The sequence below is a fragment of the Rahnella sp. PD4 genome, from assembly GCF_049199325.1.
Classification (GTDB): Bacteria; Pseudomonadota; Gammaproteobacteria; order Enterobacterales; family Enterobacteriaceae; genus Rahnella; species Rahnella perminowiae.
Genome location: NZ_JBLZQF010000003.1, coordinates 221488 through 242762 on the forward strand (window position 1 = coordinate 221488; position 21275 = coordinate 242762).

Annotated in this window: 19 protein-coding genes; 8 read left to right on the forward strand and 11 right to left on the reverse strand. The window is 54.6% G+C overall.

Going from position 1 to position 21275, the window contains the following annotated elements; genetic code table 11:
• Positions 1-378: 378 nt before the first annotated feature.
• Positions 379-612, reverse strand: a complete 234-nt coding sequence (locus ACOZIO_RS09895; RefSeq protein ID WP_421595297.1) for a hypothetical protein — start codon at positions 610-612, stop codon at positions 379-381.
• On the opposite strand from ACOZIO_RS09895, the gene ACOZIO_RS09900 reads away from it, so the two are divergent.
• Positions 558-932 (forward strand): phage integrase, encoded by a 375-nt coding sequence (locus ACOZIO_RS09900; protein ID WP_421595293.1) that lies wholly within the window; start codon positions 558-560, stop codon positions 930-932. The two genes, ACOZIO_RS09895 and ACOZIO_RS09900, sit on opposite strands and share 55 nt — an antisense overlap.
• A gap of 108 nt (positions 933-1040) precedes the next feature.
• Here ACOZIO_RS09900 and can read toward each other — a convergent pair whose 3' ends face one another.
• Positions 1041-1697, reverse strand: coding sequence for a carbonate dehydratase (gene can, locus ACOZIO_RS09905; protein ID WP_129953147.1), 657 nt, complete (start codon positions 1695-1697; stop codon positions 1041-1043).
• Positions 1698-1830: 133 nt separating this feature from the next.
• Here can and ACOZIO_RS09910 point away from each other — a divergent pair, with 133 nt between their 5' ends.
• Both ACOZIO_RS09910 and ACOZIO_RS09915 read left to right on the forward strand, forming a co-directional pair.
• Positions 1831-2754 carry an ABC transporter ATP-binding protein gene (locus ACOZIO_RS09910; RefSeq protein WP_129953146.1) on the forward strand — a complete coding sequence of 308 codons (924 nt, stop codon included), beginning with the start codon at positions 1831-1833 and terminating at the stop codon, positions 2752-2754.
• Entirely contained in the window at positions 2754-3524 is a 771-nt protein-coding gene (locus ACOZIO_RS09915) for an ABC transporter permease (protein ID WP_129953145.1), read from the forward strand. Before ACOZIO_RS09910 ends, ACOZIO_RS09915 begins: the two co-directional genes overlap by 1 nt.
• Before the next feature lie 126 nt (positions 3525-3650).
• Here ACOZIO_RS09915 and panD read toward each other — a convergent pair whose 3' ends face one another.
• The 3 genes from panD to panB form a co-directional block, all read right to left on the reverse strand.
• Positions 3651-4031: an aspartate 1-decarboxylase gene (panD, locus tag ACOZIO_RS09920; protein WP_129953144.1), complete on the reverse strand. Its 381-nt coding sequence runs from the start codon at positions 4029-4031 to the stop codon at positions 3651-3653.
• A gap of 107 nt (positions 4032-4138) precedes the next feature.
• On the reverse strand, positions 4139-4993 hold the full coding sequence (panC, locus tag ACOZIO_RS09925) for a pantoate--beta-alanine ligase (protein ID WP_129953143.1): 855 nt from the start codon (positions 4991-4993) through the stop codon (positions 4139-4141).
• Positions 4994-5007: 14 nt separating this feature from the next.
• Positions 5008-5802: a 3-methyl-2-oxobutanoate hydroxymethyltransferase gene (panB, locus tag ACOZIO_RS09930; RefSeq protein WP_129953142.1), complete on the reverse strand. Its 795-nt coding sequence runs from the start codon at positions 5800-5802 to the stop codon at positions 5008-5010.
• Between the two features lie 158 nt (positions 5803-5960).
• On the opposite strand from panB, the gene qseB reads away from it, so the two are divergent.
• Together qseB and qseC are read left to right on the forward strand one after the other, a co-directional pair.
• Positions 5961-6647: a quorum sensing response regulator transcription factor QseB gene (gene qseB, locus ACOZIO_RS09935; protein WP_129953141.1), complete on the forward strand. Its 687-nt coding sequence runs from the start codon at positions 5961-5963 to the stop codon at positions 6645-6647.
• A gap of 23 nt (positions 6648-6670) precedes the next feature.
• The gene (gene qseC, locus ACOZIO_RS09940; RefSeq protein WP_205952657.1) at positions 6671-8029 is read left to right on the forward strand and encodes a quorum sensing histidine kinase QseC; all 1359 of its coding nucleotides are present in this window, start codon (positions 6671-6673) and stop codon (positions 8027-8029) included.
• 5 nt (positions 8030-8034) lie between these two features.
• Here the strand turns inward: qseC and folK are convergent, their stop codons facing one another.
• The 6 genes from folK to thpR all read right to left on the reverse strand — a co-directional run bounded on the left by folK (position 8035) and on the right by thpR (position 13314).
• Positions 8035-8514 carry a 2-amino-4-hydroxy-6-hydroxymethyldihydropteridine diphosphokinase gene (gene folK / locus ACOZIO_RS09945; RefSeq protein ID WP_129953139.1) on the reverse strand — a complete coding sequence of 160 codons (480 nt, stop codon included), beginning with the start codon at positions 8512-8514 and terminating at the stop codon, positions 8035-8037.
• On the reverse strand, positions 8511-9836 hold the full coding sequence (gene pcnB, locus ACOZIO_RS09950) for a polynucleotide adenylyltransferase PcnB (RefSeq protein WP_205951588.1): 1326 nt from the start codon (positions 9834-9836) through the stop codon (positions 8511-8513). Before pcnB ends, folK begins: the two co-directional genes overlap by 4 nt.
• 523 nt (positions 9837-10359) lie before the next feature.
• A complete protein-coding gene (gene gluQRS / locus ACOZIO_RS09955) occupies positions 10360-11241 on the reverse strand; it encodes a tRNA glutamyl-Q(34) synthetase GluQRS (protein WP_217139485.1) in 882 nt (293 codons plus the stop codon).
• A gap of 61 nt (positions 11242-11302) precedes the next feature.
• Positions 11303-11758 (reverse strand): RNA polymerase-binding protein DksA, encoded by a 456-nt coding sequence (gene dksA / locus ACOZIO_RS09960; RefSeq protein ID WP_013576943.1) that lies wholly within the window; start codon positions 11756-11758, stop codon positions 11303-11305.
• Between the two features lie 230 nt (positions 11759-11988).
• Positions 11989-12723 carry a DNA/RNA nuclease SfsA gene (sfsA, locus tag ACOZIO_RS09965; protein WP_129953136.1) on the reverse strand — a complete coding sequence of 245 codons (735 nt, stop codon included), beginning with the start codon at positions 12721-12723 and terminating at the stop codon, positions 11989-11991.
• Positions 12724-12771: 48 nt separating this feature from the next.
• Positions 12772-13314 carry an RNA 2',3'-cyclic phosphodiesterase gene (thpR, locus tag ACOZIO_RS09970; RefSeq protein WP_421595235.1) on the reverse strand — a complete coding sequence of 181 codons (543 nt, stop codon included), beginning with the start codon at positions 13312-13314 and terminating at the stop codon, positions 12772-12774.
• Between the two features lie 84 nt (positions 13315-13398).
• Between thpR and hrpB the strand changes: the two genes are divergently transcribed.
• The 3 genes from hrpB to fhuA all read left to right on the forward strand — a co-directional run bounded on the left by hrpB (position 13399) and on the right by fhuA (position 21190).
• The gene (hrpB, locus tag ACOZIO_RS09975; protein ID WP_421595236.1) at positions 13399-15855 is read left to right on the forward strand and encodes an ATP-dependent helicase HrpB; all 2457 of its coding nucleotides are present in this window, start codon (positions 13399-13401) and stop codon (positions 15853-15855) included.
• 206 nt (positions 15856-16061) lie between these two features.
• The gene (gene mrcB / locus ACOZIO_RS09980; RefSeq protein ID WP_129953134.1) at positions 16062-18680 is read left to right on the forward strand and encodes a bifunctional glycosyl transferase/transpeptidase; all 2619 of its coding nucleotides are present in this window, start codon (positions 16062-16064) and stop codon (positions 18678-18680) included.
• Between the two features lie 281 nt (positions 18681-18961).
• Entirely contained in the window at positions 18962-21190 is a 2229-nt protein-coding gene (gene fhuA, locus ACOZIO_RS09985; RefSeq protein ID WP_421595237.1) for a ferrichrome porin FhuA, read from the forward strand.
• Positions 21191-21275: the final 85 nt, after the last annotated feature.

Sequence of the window (21275 nt, forward strand, 5' to 3'; positions counted from 1 at the left end):
CTGGGTACCTCAATGATCGGTGTACCTGGGTCTTCGCTCAAGGCACACGGTACGATCAGGGTTACACTCGGATGAAGTGGATTAAGTATTTTTTTGCCGCATTGGGCTACCTTGTGGCGTTCTGCATACTTATGATCATCTTTACCCAAGTGATTGACAGCTATGTTACAGGTGAACAGATAGAAGGTTTCGCTCAATTTTGGGGAGTACATGACATAGAGGGAACGCTAGACCTTTATGTCGATGCCTCACTAATTATCTCCGGCTTAGTATCTATTCTGGTAATTCTGCTTTGTCGCATTTATATCCGGCGACATTTAAGATCATCAGACTAAGATCATCAGCAATTAGAATACAACGCCCACCAGGGCGTTTCTTTTAGCTAAACTCCGGACAATCCTCAACCATTCCGAAATGTAATTCTGTATCACCTATTTTCAACGTAGCCCCGCGGCTTAATGCCTCCAACTCCCAGCGCGCAGCAGCGATTTTGCATTTCATCAATTCTCGCTCAATTTCAGGCAATCGCGCCCGTTCCTCAGCAGTCAGTCTTGCCGATGGAGCAACATCCCGGGCTTTTGTTGGGTCAAAACTTCGCTGTAACTTACTCACCTTCGGTGTTTCTTCCCGTATACGCGCCACAATCGCCCTCACGGCGGCAGTGTCTGTCCGAGCTGATAGAACTGTGGTGGCTCTGTCACGGGCAGAACGTGAAATACGGCAAGCTCGACAAAGCCAAACTGGAATTCATCTGCAACCTGATGGATGACCCGTGTTCTTTCCAAATTGATAGCCTGGCTATTACAAAATTTAAGTCTTTGAGATTGGCGAAGGGCGTTAAGGCAACAACGGTAAAGCGGGGCTGGAGTGTCCACATAGTGTCCAAACCTGAGCATCTTTATAGGGTTTGTAGCTGCTTACACCGCATATAACTCGTTGATTTATCGTGATTGCGTTGAAAGTACAGGAAAAATAAATGACAAAAAAGGCACATTTTTGTGCCTTTTGTTTTTTGAATTTCTGTAGAGTAGGGCGGCTTGTTATTGCGGGTCGCCGTTGAGCAGGGCGGAGACGCCCTGACGGTAGCGCTGTTCCAGCGTTTCGCGGCTGGTGGCGTCTACCTGGAGGTTGCGCAGACGTCCGTCCTGAATGCCGTAAACCCAGCCGTGCAGCGTGACTTTCTGGCCACGTTTCCAGGCTGATTGCATTACGGTGGAGTGGCCGAGGTTGTAAACCTGCTCAACCACGTTCAGCTCGCATAACTTATCGAGTCGCTTTTCCGGCGACAGTTCGCCCAGCAGTGAGCTATGTTTGTACCAGATGTCCCGGATATGCAACAGCCAGTTATTAATCAAACCCAGTTCAGGGTTTTCAACCGCCGCCTGTACACCGCCACAGCCGTAGTGACCGCAGATAATCACGTGTTCAACTTCCAGCACGTCGATAGCATATTGCACAACGGACAGGCAGTTAAGGTCAGTATGTATGACCAGATTGGCGACGTTGCGGTGAACGAACAGTTCACCCGGTTCAAGGCCGGTCAGGCGCTCGGCGGGGACGCGGCTGTCAGAACAGCCAATCCACAGGAAACGGGGTTTTTGCGATTCGGAGAGCCGCTCAAAGAAACCAGGATCTTCGTCGATCATGGTTTTGGACCAGGCTGCGTTATTAGCGATAAGTCTTTCTATGTCGTTCATGGAGGTTAATAGCCTGTAGCGAGCTAACTGCGATGGGGTAATATAGGGCAATGCCCCGACTTTTCAAGCTGATTCGGCATCTCCATTTACTCATTCTTACAACAGGGTTTTCACAAGAAGGTACGCTCCCTTTATGAATTATGCATTGGAACTGGAAAAGTTAACCAAAACTTACGCCGGTGGTGTACAGGCTTTGCGTGGAATCGATCTGCGCGTCGAAGCTGGCGATTTTTATGCCCTGCTTGGGCCGAACGGTGCGGGTAAATCCACCACCATTGGTATCATCAGTTCACTGGTCAACAAGACTGCCGGCAAAGTGCAGGTGTTTGGCTATGACATCGATAAAGATATCGTTAACGCCAAGCGTCAGCTCGGGCTGGTGCCGCAGGAATTTAACTTCAACCCGTTTGAAACGGTCATGCAGGTGGTGGTCAATCAGGCCGGTTATTACGGCGTGCCGCGCCCGCTGGCGCTTGAGCGTGCAGAAAAATACCTGACGCAGCTGGATCTCTGGGGCAAACGCAATGAGCGTTCGCGCATGTTGTCCGGCGGGATGAAACGCCGTCTGATGATCGCCCGTGCGCTGATGCACGAGCCTAAACTTTTGATCCTCGATGAGCCAACGGCGGGTGTGGATATTGAGTTGCGTCGCTCAATGTGGGGCTTCCTGAAAGAGCTGAACGCACAGGGCACGACCATTATTCTGACCACGCACTATCTGGAAGAAGCGGAAATGTTGTGCCGTAATATCGGCATAATTCAGGGCGGTCAGCTGGTGGAAAACACCAGCATGAAGGAACTGCTCTCGAAGCTGAAATCCGAAACCTTCATTCTGGATTTAGGGTCGAAAAGCCCGCTGCCGGTGCTGGAAGGGTATCGCAGTAAACTGACAGACACGTCAACACTGGAAGTGGAAGTCATGCGTGAGCAGGGACTGAACGCCCTGTTCAGCCAGCTAAGCAAGCAGGGCGTGCAGGTATTGAGTATGCGTAACAAGGCGAACCGTCTGGAAGAGCTGTTTGTCACGCTGGTGAACGGCAGCGAGGAAAAGAAATAATGTCGCAATTGTATTGGGTGGCACTGAAAAGTATCTGGATGAAAGAGATCAACCGCTTTGGTCGCATCTGGATCCAAACGCTGGTTCCACCGGTCATCACGATGACCTTATATTTCATCATCTTTGGTAATCTGATCGGCTCACAGATTGGCAACATGCATGGTTTCACCTACATGCAGTTTATCGTGCCGGGGCTTATCATGATGGCGGTGATCACTAACTCCTATGCCAACGTGGCCTCGTCATTCTTCAGCGCCAAATTCCAGCGCAATATTGAAGAATTGCTGGTGGCACCGGTGCCAACGCACGTGGTGATTGCCGGTTATGTGGGCGGCGGCGTGGCGCGTGGGATCTGCGTGGGGATCCTGGTGACGGCGATCTCGCTGTTCTTCGTCCCGCTGGTGATCCACTCCTGGTGGATCATCGCACTGACATTATTGCTGACTGCAATCCTGTTCTCACTGGGCGGTTTGCTGAACGCCGTGTTTGCGACAACGTTTGACGATATCAGCCTGATCCCGACCTTTGTGTTGACGCCGCTGACCTATCTGGGGGGCGTGTTCTACTCTCTTTCCCTGCTGCCACCCATCTGGCAGGCGATTTCCAAGCTGAACCCGATCGTTTATATGATCAGCGGATTCCGCTACGGTTTCCTGGGGATTTCTGATGTGCCGCTGGTGTTTACCATGAGCGTGCTGGTGGCATTTATTGCGGTGTTTTACTTGCTGGCGTGGTACTTGATCGAACGCGGCAGAGGTTTACGTAGTTGATTTTTCTGTGCTCCCTCCCCGGTGAAGGGGAGGGTTGGGGTGGGGTATTAATGACCATATCTGAATCTGAAGTTGTCTGCTAAACCCCCTCCCGGCCTTCCCCTCTTTCAAGGGAAAGGCGTTTTATCAGGCCAGTTGAACCGGCACGGCTTTGGCGGTGCGTTTCAGCTGGTTTTCACCTTCGAAATAGGCCACTTTCGGCTGGTGCTGGCGGGCCTGTTCATCTGACATCTGCACGTAAGAACAGATGATCAGCAGATCGCCGACACAGGCACAACGCGCTGCCGCGCCGTTGACCGAAATAATCCGTGAACCGCGCTCTGCCGCGATGGCGTATGTCGAGAAACGCTGACCGTTATCAACGTTATAAATATCAATCGCTTCATATTCCAGAATGCCTGAGGCATCGAGAAAATCCTGATCGATGGCGCAGGAACCTTCGTAATGCAAATCAGCCTGGGTTACGTGAACCCGGTGCAGTTTGCCTTGCAGCATTGTACGTACCATTGCGTGTGTACCTTCGTGCGTAAAGAGTCTGGGGATCCGCCGTGCAGACGGACTCACAGTCCGGGACATCCGGCGGCCAACATAGTTGCCGATTTGACCTGCGCTGTCTACTGCGTCAGATCAACCTCCTGGTTATCAATCAGTCGCGCTTTACCGAGCCAGGCCGCCATCAGGATCACGGCAGAGGTGCTGTCGACAGATAACTCCTGCAAGGTTTTCGCATCACGGATAAACAGTTCATCCGGCGTGAAACCCGCTTCGCGAAGCTGCTGCGCTGTTTCCTGTAACATTTCATCAGTATGGCGTTCACCCTGGCTCAGCCGTTCCGCCAGCATGTTCATAATTTTAAACAGCTGGGGCGCGATTTTACGTTCCTCATTGGTCAGGTAGCCATTGCGTGAACTCAGAGCCAGACCGTCTTTAGCGCGCACAATCGGCACGCCCACTATCTCAATATCGTAGCCCATGTCTTCCGCCATGGTGCGCAGCAGCGCCAGTTGCTGGAAGTCTTTCTGTCCGAAACAAGCCACCTGCGGCTGCACCAGATTAAACAGTTTGCTGACGATGGTTGAAACGCCACGGAAATGCCCCGGACGGCTCGCGCCTTCCAGAATGGTGGAGATCACCGGCACGTCGACCTGGGTCTGCCTTGCCAGCCCTTTCGGATACACTTCCGCCGGTGACGGTGCAAATACCAGATCCACGCCGCGTTTATTGAGCTTTTCGCAGTCTTCCTGCAAGGTTCGCGGATAACGTTCAAGGTCATCCGGACGCTCAAACTGCATCGGGTTGACGAAAATACTGACCACGACCACATCACCACGGGCTTTGGCTTCTTCCACCAGCGTCATGTGACCTTCGTGCAGATTGCCCATAGTCGGCACCAGCGCGATACGTTTATTATTCTTGCGGAACTCGCGGATTTCGCGACGCAGCAGCGCCACGCTGTCAATTATCAACACCAGCCTTCTCCCGATTATTTAAAGGAATGTTCTTCACCCGGATACACGCCCTGCGTGACCTGGTCGACATACAAACGTACCGCGCCACGAATATCGCCCGCTTCGCTGAGGAAATCTTTGGCGAATTTCGGTGTGTGACCACCGGTGATACCGAAGGCGTCATGCATCACCAGAATCTGTCCGTCGGTCACATTACCCGCACCAATGCCGATCACCGGGATGCTCAGTTCTTCGGTGACGCGCCGCGCCAGGTCAACCGGCACACATTCGAGTACCAGCAACTGCGCACCGGCTTCTTCCAGCATCATCGCATCTTTGATCAGCTGGTTCGCAGCCACTTCATCGCGCCCCTGTACTTTATAGCCGCCAAAAATATTGACCGATTGTGGCGTCAGCCCCAGATGCCCACAGACAGGCACGGCGCGTTCGGTCAGCATTCTGACCGTATCACACAGCCAGCTGCCACCTTCCAGTTTAACCATGTTACCGCCCGCGCGCATCAGCACTGCTGCGCTCTCAAAGGCCTGTTCCGGCGTGGCATAACTCATGAATGGCAGGTCAGCCAGTAATAACGCATGAGGTGCACCACGACGTACGCAGCGGGTGTGATAAGCAATGTCTTCTACGGTGACCGGCAGCGTGGAATCCTGGCCCTGAACGACCATACCCAGCGAGTCGCCGATCAGCATGACAGAGATGCCCTGTTCAGCAAACAGCTGTGCGAAACTGGCGTCATACGCAGTAATGGTCGCAAATTTATGTTTTTCCTGCTTCCATTGGCGAAGCTGGCTCAGCGTGGTTGGTTTCATGAACACGTTCCTTTGAATAATTCATCGGATAAATATGATGCCGGTATTCTACTGTATGAGCCGAAAGTCAGACAGCAAGTTCGGCAGATAGCCGGTTGACCGGTGCCTTAAGAAGTGATTAAGAAGCACCGGCTATAATGGCAAAAACGGAGGGAACCATGCGAATTCTGTTAGTTGAAGACGACAAAATGATCGGCGACGGCATCAAAGCCGGGCTGGCGAAACTGGGTTTTACGCTCGACTGGTTTACCGACGGGCTGACCGGCAGGGCTGCGCTCGACAGTGCGCCTTACGATGCCGTGATCCTCGATTTAAGCCTGCCGGGTATGGACGGTATGCAGCTTTTGCGCGAGTGGCGAAAGGCTGGCCGGGATACGCCAGTGCTGATCCTCACTGCGCGTGATGCGCTGGAAGAGCGCGTCAGCGGATTGCAGGCCGGTGCTGATGATTATCTGTGTAAGCCATTTGCGCTGGTGGAGGTCGCAGCCCGGTTACAGGCGCTGATCCGCCGTCGCCACGGCGTAATAACGCCGAAGGTCACCCATGGCGCGGTGGAATTTGATCCCGCAGCTCGCAGTGTGAAGCTCAACGGAGAAACCGTGACGCTGACGCCGCGTGAGGTGGCCGTGCTGGAATTGTTCCTTAACAACAAAGGCCGGGTATTGGCACGTACACTTATCCAGGAAAAGCTTTACAACTGGGATGACGAGGTCAGCAGCAACGCAGTGGAAGTGCATATTCACCATCTGCGCAGCAAACTCGGCAAAGGTTTTATTCGCACCGTGCATGGTGTGGGATACACGCTCGGCGATGAGGTAAAACCGGGTGAGGGAGGGGAGGCGTGAGGCGGCTGGATAAACTGAAAAAGTTGCAGAATCTCAGTCTGCGACTGCGCCTTATTCTGCTTTTTTCCATGCTGGCACTGCTGACCTGGCTGATTGCCAGCGGCGTGGCGTGGCATCAGACCCGCAAACATATCAATGAAGTTTTCGATACCCAGCAGATGCTGTTTGCCAAACGTCTGGCAGCCACCGGCTTAGGCGACCGCCTTAATCGGCAAAAAGACACTGAGCTGCCGGACACCAAAAAAATGGTACGCAAAGGCTCACGGGGCCATACCGATGATGACGCGCTGACATTTGCTATCTTCAATCGTCACGGGCAAATGTTGCTCAATGATGGTGAGAATGGCAAACACATCCGTTTTGACGGTGACACGCAGGGGTTTAATGATGTTGAACTCAGAGGGAACAGCGATGCCTGGCGTATGGTCTGGCTGACCTCGCCGGACGGGCAATATCGCGTGGCTGTCGGGCAGGAGCAGGATTATCGCAATGATATGGCGTGGAGCCTGGTGAGCGGCCAGCTGACGCCCTGGCTGGCCTCTTTACCTGTGTTATTGCTGGCGCTGATAATTATGGTGACGCTGGAGCTGCGGCCGCTGCGACGGGTCGCGGAAGGTCTGCGGCAGCGCTCACCGGAAGATGCCACACCTATCGGGACGCATCAGTTACCCGGTGAGGTTCTGCCGCTGGCAAATGCGCTCAATTCCCTGTTTGACCGCACCCGTCAAATGCTGGTGCGCGAACGGCGGTTTACGTCTGATGCCGCTCATGAGCTGCGCAGTCCGCTGGCGGCCTTACGTGTGCAAACGGAAGTTGTACAGCTTTCCGGCGATGATGCCCGGATGCGTGAACATGCGCTGGAAAACCTGATTACCAGTATCGATCGCGCCACGCGGCTGGTGGATCAGTTGCTGACGCTTTCCCGGCTGGAAAGCTTTTCCGCACCTGAAGAGCTGGAGCCCATCGACTGGCCGATGCTGATCGCACAAAGTCTGGCAGAGCAGGATTACCGCGCGCACAGTAAAGGCATTGAATTACGGTTTGAGGAGCAGGGGACGGCACCCGTTATGCGTGGTCAGTCACTGCTGCTTTCGCTGATGGTGCGTAATCTGCTGGATAATGCCATTCGTTATTCTGCCGCCGGGACCTGCGTCACGGTGCGGCTCGATGCGCGGGGATTCACGGTAGAGGATCAGGGGCCGGGCATCAGTACCGAACACCTGTCGCGGCTGGGGGAACGTTTTTACCGGCCACCGGGACAGGAACAGACTGGCAGCGGATTGGGAATTTCGATCATACAAAGGATCGCGCAGTTACATCATCTGAACGTTGTATATCACAATAAAGCAGAAGGCGGACTGGAAGTGCGGGTCAGTCACTGAAGGAATTACCACCGCGTCAGGCCGTTAAGCGGCACGCGTGCGAGCAGACTGTGCAAGGTCTCGCCGTCAGGGAATACCAGTTCCGGTGCCAGATCGGCCAGCGGGTACAGCATGAATTCGCGGTTTTTCATGTCGTAATGCGGCACCGTTAATCGTTCTGTGTTGATCACCTGATCGCCATACAACAGCATATCAAGATCTAACGTACGTGGCCCCCAGCGTTCAGCTTTACGAACGCGTCCCTGATTTTGCTCGATCCCTTGTGTGCAATCGAGCAACTGTTCCGGCGGCAGCAGCGTGTCAAGCGCCACCACAGCATTCAGATAATCAGGCTGATCTTGCGGCCCCAGTGGTTTACTGCGGTAAAACGGGGATGCAGCCACAAAGCGGGTGCGCGGCAGATGTGCCAGCGCCTCCAGCGCGCAGTTTACCTGGTCAAGCGGACGGGCAAGATTACTGCCCAGAGCCAGGTAAACGCGGATCACTGACCGCCATCCTTGCGCGGAACCCGTTTACGCGGACGGCGCGGACGTGCACGGCGGGCCGGTGCCGCGTCGTCACCCAGCGTACCGAGCATGCTCTTCTGGGAGGCCGGAGTGGCTTCCTGGAACTCACCCCACCATTGCGCCAGACTCTGCAATTCGCGGTGCTGTTCCACTTCCGCGCGCAGTACCAGTAAATCATACGCCGCGCGGAATTTAGGATGTTCCATCAGCTTGTGCGCACGTTTACCCTGACGGCGTGACAGGCGCAATTGCAGCGCCCAGATATCACGCACCAGTGTGGTAATACGTTTCGGAATGGCCAGCGTACGGCATTGCTCATCAAGCACATCGTTCATGGCCAGTGCGAAGGCGTCGTAGTAGGTCAGCCCGCCTTCCTGCGCCAGCTTCTGCGCATGTTCAATCACCGGATACCACAGCATTGCGGCAAACAGGAACGCCGGATTGACGCGCTGATCGTTATGCAGACGGTGGTCGGTATTTTTCAGCACCTGGAGCAGAATATGTTCCATCGGGCTGTCACCCTGCTCAGTAAACTGGCGGGCAATCAGCGGGAACAAGGGCTGGAAGAGCTGGTATTCGCAAAGCTTTTTATACGTCTCTAAGCCGTAACCGGCCTGCAACAGCTTTAGTGATTCTTCAAACAGACGTGCGGGCGGAATTTCCTGTAGCAGCGTCGCCAGACGGGGGATCGGTCCGGCCGTTTCCGGGCTGATTTTCATGTCCAGTTTGGCCGCGAAACGTACCGCACGCAGCATCCGCACCGGATCTTCGCGATAACGGGTTTCAGGATCACCGATCAGACGGATGATACCATTTTCCAGGTCGCGCAGGCCGCCGGTGTAATCGCGGACCGTGAAGTCTGCAACACCGTAATACAGGCTGTTAATGGTGAAGTCACGGCGCTGGGCATCATCTTCAATGGTGCCAAAAATATTGTCGCGTAGCAGCATGCCATTAACGGCCTGCTGGGAGACGTTTTTATCGTCAGTCTCTTCATACTGTTCGTGGTGACCACGGAAGGTCGCCACTTCGATGATTTCCGGGCCAAACATGACATGAGCCAGACGGAAACGACGCCCCACCAGACGGCAGTTGCGGAACAGCTTGCGTACCTGATCCGGCGTAGCGTTGGTGGTGATGTCGAAATCTTTAGGTTTTTTATCCAGCAATAAATCACGCACACCGCCGCCAACCAGGAAGGCTTCAAAGCCAGACTTGTTCAGACGGTATAAAACTTTCAGGGCGTTTTCGCTGATATCACGACGAGAAATGTTGTGCTCATCGCGGGGGATAATCGTCATCGCACGGGTTTCACCCGCGTAATCGAATGAGGGGCGCGGTTTCTGTACGTGTTCGGCAGAAGGACGCGGGGCTCGCTGTTCATTGCGGTCGCTGCGCGGGTCGTTATGACGATCACCACGGGTATCGCTGCGTTCGCCACGAGGCGGATAAGATGACGAAGAACGCCGGTTGTTGTTATTGCGGCGTTCGCCTCTGTTCGCGTTGTCTTCCCGGCGGCCGCGATTTTCACGGCGTTGCTCGTTGTCACGGCGTTCGGGGTTTTTTGCCTTCACATTGCCTTCAGCCACAGGAGACGGATCACGACGGGAAGTCTCCTCGCGATGAGGTTCTGCATGAAGCGCGGCTTCGTCATGAACAGCCTTTTCTTCACGAACGACTTTATCTTCACGAACTAGCACCTTACGGCAAAAATTGGCTACTCGGGTAAAAATGGTACACCTCGATAGTGACTGAAAAAAATGGGCGTGACGCAAAAACAGCGGCTAATCATAGCTCACGACAGGCGCTTTGAGAATGCCGAAGTCACATCTGCTGCGCATTAGCGTTCCGGCGCGGTATCGCTGATGGCGTCCAGTGTGTTGTCGCCCAGCGTAATAATAAAGGCAAAGGATAATCCTGCCAGTTTTCCGGCAGCGTTTGTCCTAAAAATTTCAGCGCTTTAATGATAACCGGTCGCGGATCGCCCGCAGGCAGCGCCGGAGCGTGATTCTGCTTGGAAAGCTTATCGCCATCTTCATTCACCGCCAGCGGCAAATGCAGATATCCCGGTTGCGGATAACCCAGATGCCGGTACAGCGAAATCTGGCGCACGGTCGGTTCAATCAGATCCGCACCGCGTACAATGTGATTCACGCCCTGAAAATGGTCATCGACCACTACCGCAAGATTATAGGCAAACAGCCCGTCGCGGCGGCGGATAATAAAATCTTCTTCGGCCAGTTGATGGCTGGCCTGCAAATGCCCCTGAAGGTCATCGTCGAAACCGTACACCGGCAATGTCTGATGCAGGCGGATGGCAGCATTTTCCGGGCTGAGTTTCAGGTCACGGCAGTGGCCGTCATAGGTGCCACCGATCTGCGCAATACGCTGGCGGGTGCAGCTACAGTAATAACTTTTTTGCTGATGGTACAGCCCGTCCAGTACTTCGCGGTAAGCGCGGTGACGTTTTGACTGCCAGACCACTTCACCCTCCCATTCCAGCCCGTAACGTTCCAGCGTTCTCAGGATACGGTCAGCAGAGCCGGGAATCTCACGCGGCGGATCGATATCATCGATGCGCACTAACCAGGTGCCATTTTGCGAGCGGGCATGCAGATAGCTGCCAAGAGCGGCGATCAGGGAACCAAAATGGAGGTCACCGGAAGGTGAAGGGGCGAAACGGCCTGTGTATTTTTTTCGCGGCATAAGAATGGGGGACAGCGTTAAAAGGGAACGCGGTGCATGACGCACCGCGTGGAACCCGGACTTAGCCAGCCATCTGCTTTTCGCGGATTTCTGCCAGAGTCTTACAGTCGATACACAAATCAGCGGTAGGACGGGCTTCAAGACGGCGGATGCCAATCTCAACGCCACAGGAATCGCAATAACCGAAATCCTCGTCTTCCACTTTTTTCAGTGTTTTTTCAATCTTTTTGATCAGCTTACGTTCACGGTCGCGGTTGCGCAGTTCGAGGCTGAATTCTTCTTCCTGAGCGGCACGGTCAACCGGATCAGGGAAGTTTGCGGCTTCGTCCTGCATGTGTGAAACGGTACGATCGACTTCATCCCTGAGCTGATTGCGCCATGCTTCAAGAATCTTTTTGAAGTGAGCCAGCTGAGCGTCGTTCATATACTCTTCGCCCGGCTTCTCTTGATACGGCTGCACCCCAGCGATAGCGAGAATGCTCAAGGACGACGTCTTACGGGTTTGGCCTTCTTGCATGATGCTTCTCCTACATAACACGCACTATGTTCATCCACTTTTCACATTCCGGCATGGCCGCAATGTGCAGGCTTCGAACATTTCGATCCCCAACGGGGGAAAAAATCAGGCCGCTATAAATAACAGAAGGCAACGAGGTTGGCAATTATTCCTCGCAGGTGCTTGACAAGCCTGTGAGGAAAAGCGTATTCGCGACCGGTTTTTTATGCCGCCGACAGGGTATTACAGGGTTATCCGAACGTTTTATGTTCACTGATTGACAGTGTCAGCAGCGGTACTCTTTTTGTGAGGCGGATACCCTCAGCAGAAAGTTCAGCACCGTAGCACATCACTTCAACACCCTTGTTTTGTACATACTTCAGTAAATCGGTATAACGCGGATCAATATGGTGTGCAGCGGATACGCTTTCAATACCTGAATGTAAAACAGCGAAGAAAAGTACTGCCCGCTGCCCTTGCTCTGCCATTGACTGTAACTCGCGTAAATGCTTCTGACCGCGCAGTGTGACTGCATCGGGGAAGAATCCCAGCCCCTCCTGCAACAACGTGACAGATTTCACTTCAATATAGCAGTCAGGTTGATTTTCTGCCTGTAACATCAAGTCTATACGGCTGTTTTCGGCGCCGTATTTTACTTCGGTCATTAATTTACTGTAACCGGATAATTCCGGTATTCGCTGTTCATTGATCGCTTCGCGTACCAGCTGATTGGCCCGCAGCGTATTCACGCAAATCCAGTGTTTTTGTTGGGTTTCGGTCAGTTCCCAGCTGTGCGGATATTTGCGTTTGAGATTGTCCGAAGTGGAATACCAGACGGTGTCGCCGGGTGTTGCACAACCGGTCATCGCGCCGGTGTTGGCGCAATGTAAGGTCAGTTCCGTGCCGTCTGGCGTAATCACGTCGGCGAGAAACCGTTTGTAACGTTTGATCAGCGTGGCAGATTGAAGCGCAGGCTCGAAGTCCATGAAAGTTTCCGTGTGAATGGCTCTTGTGAAAGAGAGTGCTAAAAAAGATCAGCTTTCCTGCGTATCGCACAGCGGCCAGGTTTGCAGGCTGTGGTAACGGGTGCGTCCCCGTTCAAACAGGGATTCGTACAAACTGAATCCGGTAGCGTCCAGTTGCCAGCCGGGCGTGGCCGGAGGAATAGCGACCGGACGGGGCGCGCTGCGATACAGCGACACATGGGGATGAAACGGCAGGGTACTCTGATAACACCCGTTGCGTGCTGCGTGTGATCGCAATACGGAGGCCAGTTGCAACAGCGCATTCGGTGCGCGCTTTGTGCCGATCCACACCACGCCGGACCCCGGCCAGTGGCCGATATCATCCAGTTGCAGGCTGAATTTTTGCGCCTGAATACGCCCGGCAACACTGGTCAGCGCCCGGGCTTTCAGATCACTGATTTCGCCTAAAAATGCCAGCGTAATGTGCAGGCTGGCGGCAGCGACGGGGCGGCCGGTTTCTGGCGGGAAGTTGTCCGCACGCCACGCAATTACCTGCTTTTGCATTTTTGCGGGCAATGATAAGGCGAAAAACAGGCGGCGTTCGGCAGACATAGTGTTTCCTGTGAAGACAAATCACGGCAACATGCCGGATGTGGGGCTAAATGCTACAATGCCCGCCGTTTAAAGTTAACTCTCATGGAGAATTCATTGACTTCTTTGCCGGTCAGCGCCGTACTCGAACCGTTTTTAGCCGCTTTGCAACAGGCGCCGCAAATCCTGCTGCTGGCTCCGACCGGCGCCGGTAAATCGACCTGGCTGCCGTTGCAGTTGCTGAAACAGGCTAACCTGCCGGGCAAGATCCTGTTGCTTGAACCGCGCCGTCTGGCGGCGAAAAACGTCGCCTTTCGCCTGGCACAGCAACTGGGCGAAACGCCGGGGCAGACGGTGGGATATAGCATGCGTGCTGAAAGCAAAACCAGCGCGGCGACCCGCCTTGAAGTGGTGACCGAAGGTATTCTCACCCGCAGGGTACAGGCTGATCCCGAACTGACCGGTGTGTCGATGGTGATCCTCGATGAATTTCATGAGCGCAGTTTGCAGGCCGACCTGGCGCTGGCATTGTTACTCGATGTGCAAAATGCCCTGCGCGACGATTTAAAGATCCTGATAATGTCGGCTACGCTCGACAACCTGCGTTTATCGGATTTGCTGCCGGATGCGCCGGTGATTGAATCCGCAGGCCGCAGTTTCCCGGTGGATCGCCAGTATCTTTCCCTGGCTTCGCATGAACGGCTGGACGAGGGTGTGGCGCGTGTTGTCAGCCGTCTGATGGGCGAAAATCATGGCTCCATGCTGCTGTTTTTGCCGGGTGTAGCGGAAATCACCCGTGTACAAAACCTGCTGACGGGCAGACTGGCGCAGGATGTCGATCTCTGTCCGCTGTACGGCGCGCTGTCATTAGAACAGCAGCAAAAAGCCATTCAGCCTTCGCCTGCCGGACGCCGTAAAGTGGTGCTGGCGACGAACATTGCCGAAACCAGTCTGACCATCGAAGGGATCCGTCTGGTGGTCGACAGCGGCCTGGAGCGCAGCGCCCAATTTGACCCGCGTAGCGGCCTGACACGGCTGGTGACGCAACGAGTCAGCCAGGCCTCGATGACCCAACGTGCGGGTCGTGCAGGGCGTCTGGCGCCGGGCCTCTGCTGGCATTTATTCAGCAAAGATCAGGCTGAACGCGCCAGTCAGCAGGCGGAAGCCGAAATGCTGCAAAGCGACCTGAGCAGCTTCTGGCTGGAGTTATTGCAGTGGGGCTGTCAGGATCCGGCACAGCTACAGTGGCTGGATACGCCGCCCGCTGCCGCGCTGTCTGCCGCAAAAAATCTGTTACAGCAGCTCGGCGCGACCGATGCACAAGGCAAGCTCACCGCTGCCGGGCAACGTATGGCTCAACTCGGCTGCGAGCCGCGACTGGCCGCGATGCTGATTTCTGCCGCCGCACAAAGTCCTGAAGCGCTGGCCACGGCGGCGCTGCTGGCAGCGATGCTCGAAGAACCGCCACGCGGCGGATTGCCGGATATGGATTACTGGTTCAGCCGCCCGCAAGGCAACTGGCAGCGGCGGGCAAAGCAACTGTCGCAGCGCACCGGCGCGAAAAGTGGTGAACCGGATATCGCACTCGCGCCGTGGTTACTGGCGCAGGCGTTCAGTGACCGTATCGCACAGCGGCGCGGCGACGATGGCCGCTATTTACTGGCGAACGGGCTGGGCGCGTCTTTGCCGCAGGATGACGGACTGACCCGTTCGCCGTGGTTAGTTGCCCCGCAGTTATTGCAGGGTAACAACAGCCCGGATGCCCGCATTTTGCTGGCAATGGCTCTGGATATCACGCAACTGCCGTCGCACCTGCCCGCAATTGTGAAAGAGCAGACAGCGGTGGAATGGGATGAAGAAAAAGGCACACTGCGCGCCTGGCGACGCTGGCAGATCGGGCGTCTGGTGCTGAAAGCCAATCCGCTGGCAAAGCCGGACGATGAAGAGCTGCAACAGGCGCTGATCGGCTGGATCCGCACACAAGGTTTGCAGGCGCTGAACTGGTCTGTGGCTGCGGAGCAATTGCGCCTGCGTCTGATCTGCGCCGCAAAATGGCTGCCGGAAGCAGGCTGGCCGGCGGTTGACGAGCAGGCATTGCTCGACAATTTAGAACGCTGGTTACAGCCGTCTTTACAGGGTGTTCGCTCATTAAAATCATTGCAACAGGTTGATTTACATGAGGCTTTGTTAAGGTTGCTTGACTGGCAACAACGTCAGCGTCTGGACAGCGCGTTGCCGACACATTACACCGTACCGACTGGCAGTCGTCTGCCAATCCGTTATCATGCAGACCAGCCCCCGGCACTCTCGGTGAGAATGCAGGAGATGTTCGGCGAACAGTGCAGCCCGCAACTGGCGGAAGGGCGTATTGCGGTGGTGCTGGAACTGCTGTCACCGGCGCAGCGGCCGTTGCAAATCACCGCCGATCTGGCGGCATTCTGGCAGGGTTCGTACCGTGAGGTGCAGAAAGAAATGAAAGGGCGTTACCCGAAACATCCGTGGCCGGACAATCCGGCGGAGGCGCTGCCGACGCGGCGCACCAAAAAGGCTTCTGCGCCATGAAGAAATGTACAGAGAACCCCTTTTTTTCAGACATTTCTTCTGGGCGAAATGTAAAGCGGGGCACAGAGTAAGCGCCTTGCTGCCTGAACTTCAGGCACGAAAATCTATCCTTTTGAAATAACGTGTTTTTTGAAATCAAAAATGAAAATGACTCAGCTAAGCAGAATCATTATGACGAACACAGCAGCGCGTTGGGAGAATGACTAATGTCTGGCGATGATCGCGAGCCGATTGGCCGTAAAGGTAAACCTGCCGGGCGCAAGCCTGCGCGGGCTCGTCCCGTTCGCCGTAGCCGCCGGGATGACGACTACGAAGAATACGAAGAGGAAATCGATGACGAGTATGAGGATGATGATGACGAAGCAGAACGGGGGTCGCGCATGAGTCGTAAAGCCCCGCCACGTAAAGCCAACAAAGGCGGGAAGAAAAGCAAGAAGCGCTGGCTGTTCTGGTTGTTAGTCAAACTGTTTGTCGTCTTCCTGATTTTGCTGGGGATTTACGCGGTTTATCTCAACAAGCAAATTCATGACCGTATTGATGGCGGCAAAGTCTGGCAGTTACCTGCGGCGGTGTATGGCCGTCAGGTCAATCTTGAGCCGGACATGCAAATCAGCAAAGCTGAAATGGTCGGATTGCTGGAAGGCACGCAATATCGCGAAGTCACGCGCATCACCCGCCCGGGCGAGTTTACGGTTCACGCGAATTACATTGATTTGCTGCGCCGCCCGTTTGATTTCCCGGAAGGGAAAGAAGGGCAGGTCAACGCCCGCCTGATGTTTGATGGCAGCAGCCTTTCAGAGATTAAAAACCTGGATAACCAGCGTGATTTCGGGCTGTTTCGCCTTGATCCGCGTCTGATCACCATGTTGCAGGCGTCGAATGCCAACGGGGAACAGCGTCTGTTCGTGCCGCGTTCCGGCTTCCCGGATTTGCTGGTCGATACGCTGCTGGCCACGGAAGACCGCCATTTCTACGAGCATGATGGTATCAACTTCTATTCCATTGGTCGTGCCGTGGTGGCTAACCTGACCGCGGGTCACGCGGTGCAGGGCGGTTCAACACTGACACAACAGCTGGTGAAGAACCTGTTCCTGACCAACGAACGTTCGCTGAGTCGTAAAGCGCGTGAAGCGGTGATGGCCATCCTGCTTGATGCGGATTACAGCAAGGATCGCATTCTCGAGCTGTATCTGAACGAAGTATATCTCGGTCAGAGCGGGTCCGATCAGATCCGCGGTTTCCCGCTGGCGAGCCTGTATTACTTTGGCCGTCCGGTGAATGAACTGAGCCTCGATCAGCAGGCCTTGCTGGTGGGTATGGTAAAAGGTGCCTCGCTGTATAACCCGTGGCGTAACCCGCAGATGGCGTTGCAACGCCGTAATCTGGTGCTGCGTTTACTGGTTGAGCAGAAAGTTATCGATCAGGAACTGTATGACATGCTGAGCGCCCGCCCGCTGGGTGTGCAGCCGAAAGGCGGGGTGATTTCGCCGCAGCCAGCATTTATGCAGATGGTGCGTCAGGAACTGCAGGCCAAACTGGGCGATAAAGTTCAGGACATGTCCGGGGTGAAAATCTTCACCACGCTGGATCCGATTTCTCAGGATGCGGCGGAAAAAGCTGTCGAGGAAGGCATTCCGTTACTGCGTAAGAAAAGCGGTCTGAATGATATCGAGACGGCGATGGTGGTGGTTGACCGCTATACCGGTGAGGTGCGGGCGATGGTCGGCGGCGCGGAAACGCAGTTCGCGGGCTTTAACCGAGCCATGCAGGCGCGACGTCAGGTCGGCTCGCTGGCTAAACCGGCGACCTACCTGACCGCGTTGTCTCAGCCGGATAAATACCGTCTGAATACCATTCTGGCTGACCAGCCGCTGACGCTGAAACTGGCGAACGGCCAGACATGGTCGCCGAAAAACGATGACCATCAGTTCCGGGGCCAGGTTCTGCTGGTGGATGCCCTGGCGCGTTCAATGAACGTCCCGACAGTTAATCTGGGGATGGCCGTTGGCCTCGACAACATCACCAAAACGCTGATTGATTTGGGCATCCCGAAAGAATCGCTGAACCAGACGCCATCCATGCTGCTGGGTGCGATTGCCCTGACGCCGATGGAAGTCGCGCAGGAATACCAGACCATAGCCAGCGGCGGCAATAAAGCGCCACTGTCTGCGGTGCGCTCGGTGATTGCTGAAGACGGCACGGTGCTCTATCAGAGCTTCCCGCAGGCGGTACGGGTGATCCCGCCGCAGGCTGCATATCTGACGTTGTATGCCATGCAACAGGTGGTGCAGGAAGGGACCTCACGCGCCCTGGCGAATAAATTCCCGAAACTGCATCTGGCAGCGAAAACCGGTACCTCGAACGAACTGCGTGACAGCTGGTTTGCCGGCATCGATGGTAACCAGGTGGCGATCACCTGGGTAGGTCGTGATAACAATGGTCCGTCCAAACTGTGGGGGTCCACCGGTGCGCTGGTGCTTTACGGACGCTATCTGGAAAACGGCACACCTCAGCCACTGGATCTGCAAATGCCTGAAGGCATCAGTACGATGAATATTGATGGCAGCGGTAACTTTGTCTGTGGCAACAGCGGTGGCCTGTTGGGCGGAAGTGGTGCAGTGCGTTCAATCCCGGTCTGGACCGATTCGCCTGACGCCATGTGCCAGGCGTCTGTGACTGCTGTTCAGCAACAACAGCAACAGATCCAGCAACAGCAACAAATCCAGCAGCAACAACAATCCGGGCAGCAACAGCCGCAGGATGAGAAGAAAGACAGTAACGGTGTTGCGGGTTGGATCAAGGATATGTTCGGCTCAGGGAATTAATTCCATAAACCTCAAAGGCGCAATGAAAGTTGCGCCTTTTTTATTTGTTATTCTCACTCAAATTAACCCGCCGCGTTTTACATCTTCTGCAAATACGCCACATTCATTCCCGTTTAATTTATAAGAGTTTTTACCCCTGTTTAACATGGGGATATTTTTTATTCGTTCGGGCAATCTATACATTAAATAGGCTTGCAGCCGCGCAAGCATTGAGCATAATATGCGACGGTTATAATAATAATTATCGTTTACATTCCCATTACTCCTCCAGAGATTATGCAATGGTTTCTCAACGTTCGCTTTCAACCTCAGTCCGACAAGGCGCATTCAGGCGCCGGACGCTAGCTTTAACTATCGCCGCTGCGCTCAGCTCTGCCGCGTTTTATGCCGGTGCAGCCACCACCGCGCCTGCGAAAGAAGACACCATCAACGTGACCAGCCAGGCAACGGCTGAAGCGGCACCAGAATCAGCATGGGGGCCGGCGGCCACTATCGCTGCGAAACACAGCGCAACCGGCACGAAAACCGACACGCCGCTGGTGAAGACACCACAATCTGTTTCCGTGGTCACCCGCGAAGAAATGGACATGAAGCAGCCAGGGACCGTGAAAGAGGCGCTGGGCTATACGCCGGGCGTCTTTGCCAGTCGTGGCAGCTCTAACACTATTGACGCCATGGCCATCCGTGGCTTCACCTCGGTCAACACTAACCAGTATCTCGATGGCATCAAACTTCAGGGGGATAACTATTCCGAAGTGTCGATGGATCCGTACATGCTGGAGCGCGTTGAAGTGCTGCGCGGGCCGTCTTCCGTTTTGTACGGTAAGAGCAACCCTGGCGGTGTCGTCAGCATGGTCAGCAAACGCCCGACGACTGAACCGCTGAAAGAAGTGCAGTTCAAAATGGGTACCGATAACCTGTTCCAGACCGGTTTTGATTTCAGCGATGCTATCGATGATGCAGGCGTCTATTCTTACCGTCTGACCGGCGTGGCGCGCAGTCAGGATGCGCAGCAGGAAATGGCAAAAGAGAAACGCTATTCAATCGCGCCGTCTTTCTCATGGCGTCCTGATGATAAAACTGACTTTACCTTCCTGAGCAATTTCCAGAACGATCCGGATGCCGGATTCTACGGATGGTTACCTCGTGAAGGGACTGTGGTGCCGTATTACGACGCCAATGGAAAAGCGCATAAATTACCGACAGACTTCAACGAAGGTGAAGCGGGTAACCGCATGTCCCGTAACCAGAAAATGGTCGGTTACAGCTTCGCCCATCAGTTTGATGATACCTGGACGGTTCGCCAGAACCTGCGTTACACCAAACTCGATACGGAATATAAATCGGTTTACGGCTTCGGCTACCTCGGTAACGGTAACATTACCCGCAGCTATGTTCAGTCCAAAGAGAAGCTGGCGAACTTTGATGTCGATACACAGGCTCAGGCTAAATTCGGCACCGGCGATGTCGGTCACACCGTGCTGGTGGGTGTCGATTACATGCGTATGCGTAATGACATTAATGCCGATTACGGCAGCGCAAGTAATCTGAACCTGGCCAATCCGCAATACGGTAACGGCAATGTTTCGCTCTATTTCCCGTATAAGCTCCTCAACCGTCAGGAACAAACCGGCCTGTACGCGCAGGATCAGGCGGAATGGAACAAGTGGATCCTGACCGTCGGTGGCCGTTACGATTTTGCGAAAAGCTCAACCTACACCCGCACTACCAACAGCGCATCGCAGATTAACGACCAGCAGTTTACCTGGCGTGGTGGTCTGAACTACCTGTTCGACAATGGTATTTCTCCATACTTCAGCTACAGCGAGTCGTTTGAGCCAACGGCAGGCGCGACCAAGCAAGGTCAGCCTTTCGATCCTTCAATGGGTAAGCAGTACGAAGCCGGGATCAAATACATCCCGAACGATCGTCCGGTCAGCCTGACGGCCGCGGTATACCAGCTCACGAAAGACAAAAACCTGACAGCCAATCCGTCTGATGCCGCCTTTAGCGTTCAGTCCGGTGAGATCCGTTCGCGCGGTGTGGAACTGGAAGCCAAAGCCGCGGTGAATGCCAACATCAACGTCACGGCGTCTTACACTTACACCGATGCAAAATACACGCATGACACCAATTTCGAAGGCAAGCGTCCTGTTGAAGTGCCGGCAAATATGGCGTCTTTGTGGGCGGATTACACCTTCCACGAAACCGCGCTCAGTGGTCTGACAGTGGGCTCCGGCGTGCGCTATGTCGGTGCCAGCTCCAGCTTCTACACCGCAAACGGCGTGAATGCATCCAGAGAGAATGAGGCATTCAACGTCTCGTCCTATACGCTGGTCGATGCCACGGTGAAATACGATCTGGGTCGTTTCGGTATGCCGGGTTCTTCTGTTGGTCTGAACATCAACAACCTGCTGGATCGTGAATATGTCGCCAGTTGCTACCGCGATTATGCCTGTTACTGGGGCTCGGATCGTCAGGTGGTCGCAACGGCTACATTCCGCTTCTGATACCCGTCAACGCATCTGCAACCAGAATTATTTAGGGTATCGGTAGCAGTGACGTAGTCAAATCCGGGCACGCTGGTCGTGCCCG

Coding starts and splice junctions, on each gene's coding strand:
- fhuA (WP_421595237.1), top strand. CDS start 18,962: ATGGTTTCTCAACGTTCGCTTTCAACCTCAGTCCGACAAGGCGCATTC.
- panD (WP_129953144.1), bottom strand. CDS start 4,031: ATGGTACGTACAATGCTGCAAGGCAAACTGCACCGGGTTCACGTAACC.
- pcnB (WP_205951588.1), bottom strand. CDS start 9,836: ATGACGATTATCCCCCGCGATGAGCACAACATTTCTCGTCGTGATATC.
- gluQRS (WP_217139485.1), bottom strand. CDS start 11,241: ATGCCGCGAAAAAAATACACAGGCCGTTTCGCCCCTTCACCTTCCGGT.
- hrpB (WP_421595236.1), top strand. CDS start 13,399: ATGGAGAATTCATTGACTTCTTTGCCGGTCAGCGCCGTACTCGAACCG.
- thpR (WP_421595235.1), bottom strand. CDS start 13,314: ATGTCTGCCGAACGCCGCCTGTTTTTCGCCTTATCATTGCCCGCAAAA.
- panB (WP_129953142.1), bottom strand. CDS start 5,802: ATGAAACCAACCACGCTGAGCCAGCTTCGCCAATGGAAGCAGGAAAAA.
- qseB (WP_129953141.1), top strand. CDS start 5,961: ATGCGAATTCTGTTAGTTGAAGACGACAAAATGATCGGCGACGGCATC.
- dksA (WP_013576943.1), bottom strand. CDS start 11,758: ATGCAAGAAGGCCAAACCCGTAAGACGTCGTCCTTGAGCATTCTCGCT.
- ACOZIO_RS09915 (WP_129953145.1), top strand. CDS start 2,754: ATGTCGCAATTGTATTGGGTGGCACTGAAAAGTATCTGGATGAAAGAG.
- ACOZIO_RS09900 (WP_421595293.1), top strand. CDS start 558: ATGGAGCAACATCCCGGGCTTTTGTTGGGTCAAAACTTCGCTGTAACT.
- can (WP_129953147.1), bottom strand. CDS start 1,697: ATGAACGACATAGAAAGACTTATCGCTAATAACGCAGCCTGGTCCAAA.
- sfsA (WP_129953136.1), bottom strand. CDS start 12,723: ATGGACTTCGAGCCTGCGCTTCAATCTGCCACGCTGATCAAACGTTAC.
- mrcB (WP_129953134.1), top strand. CDS start 16,062: ATGTCTGGCGATGATCGCGAGCCGATTGGCCGTAAAGGTAAACCTGCC.
- ACOZIO_RS09910 (WP_129953146.1), top strand. CDS start 1,831: ATGAATTATGCATTGGAACTGGAAAAGTTAACCAAAACTTACGCCGGT.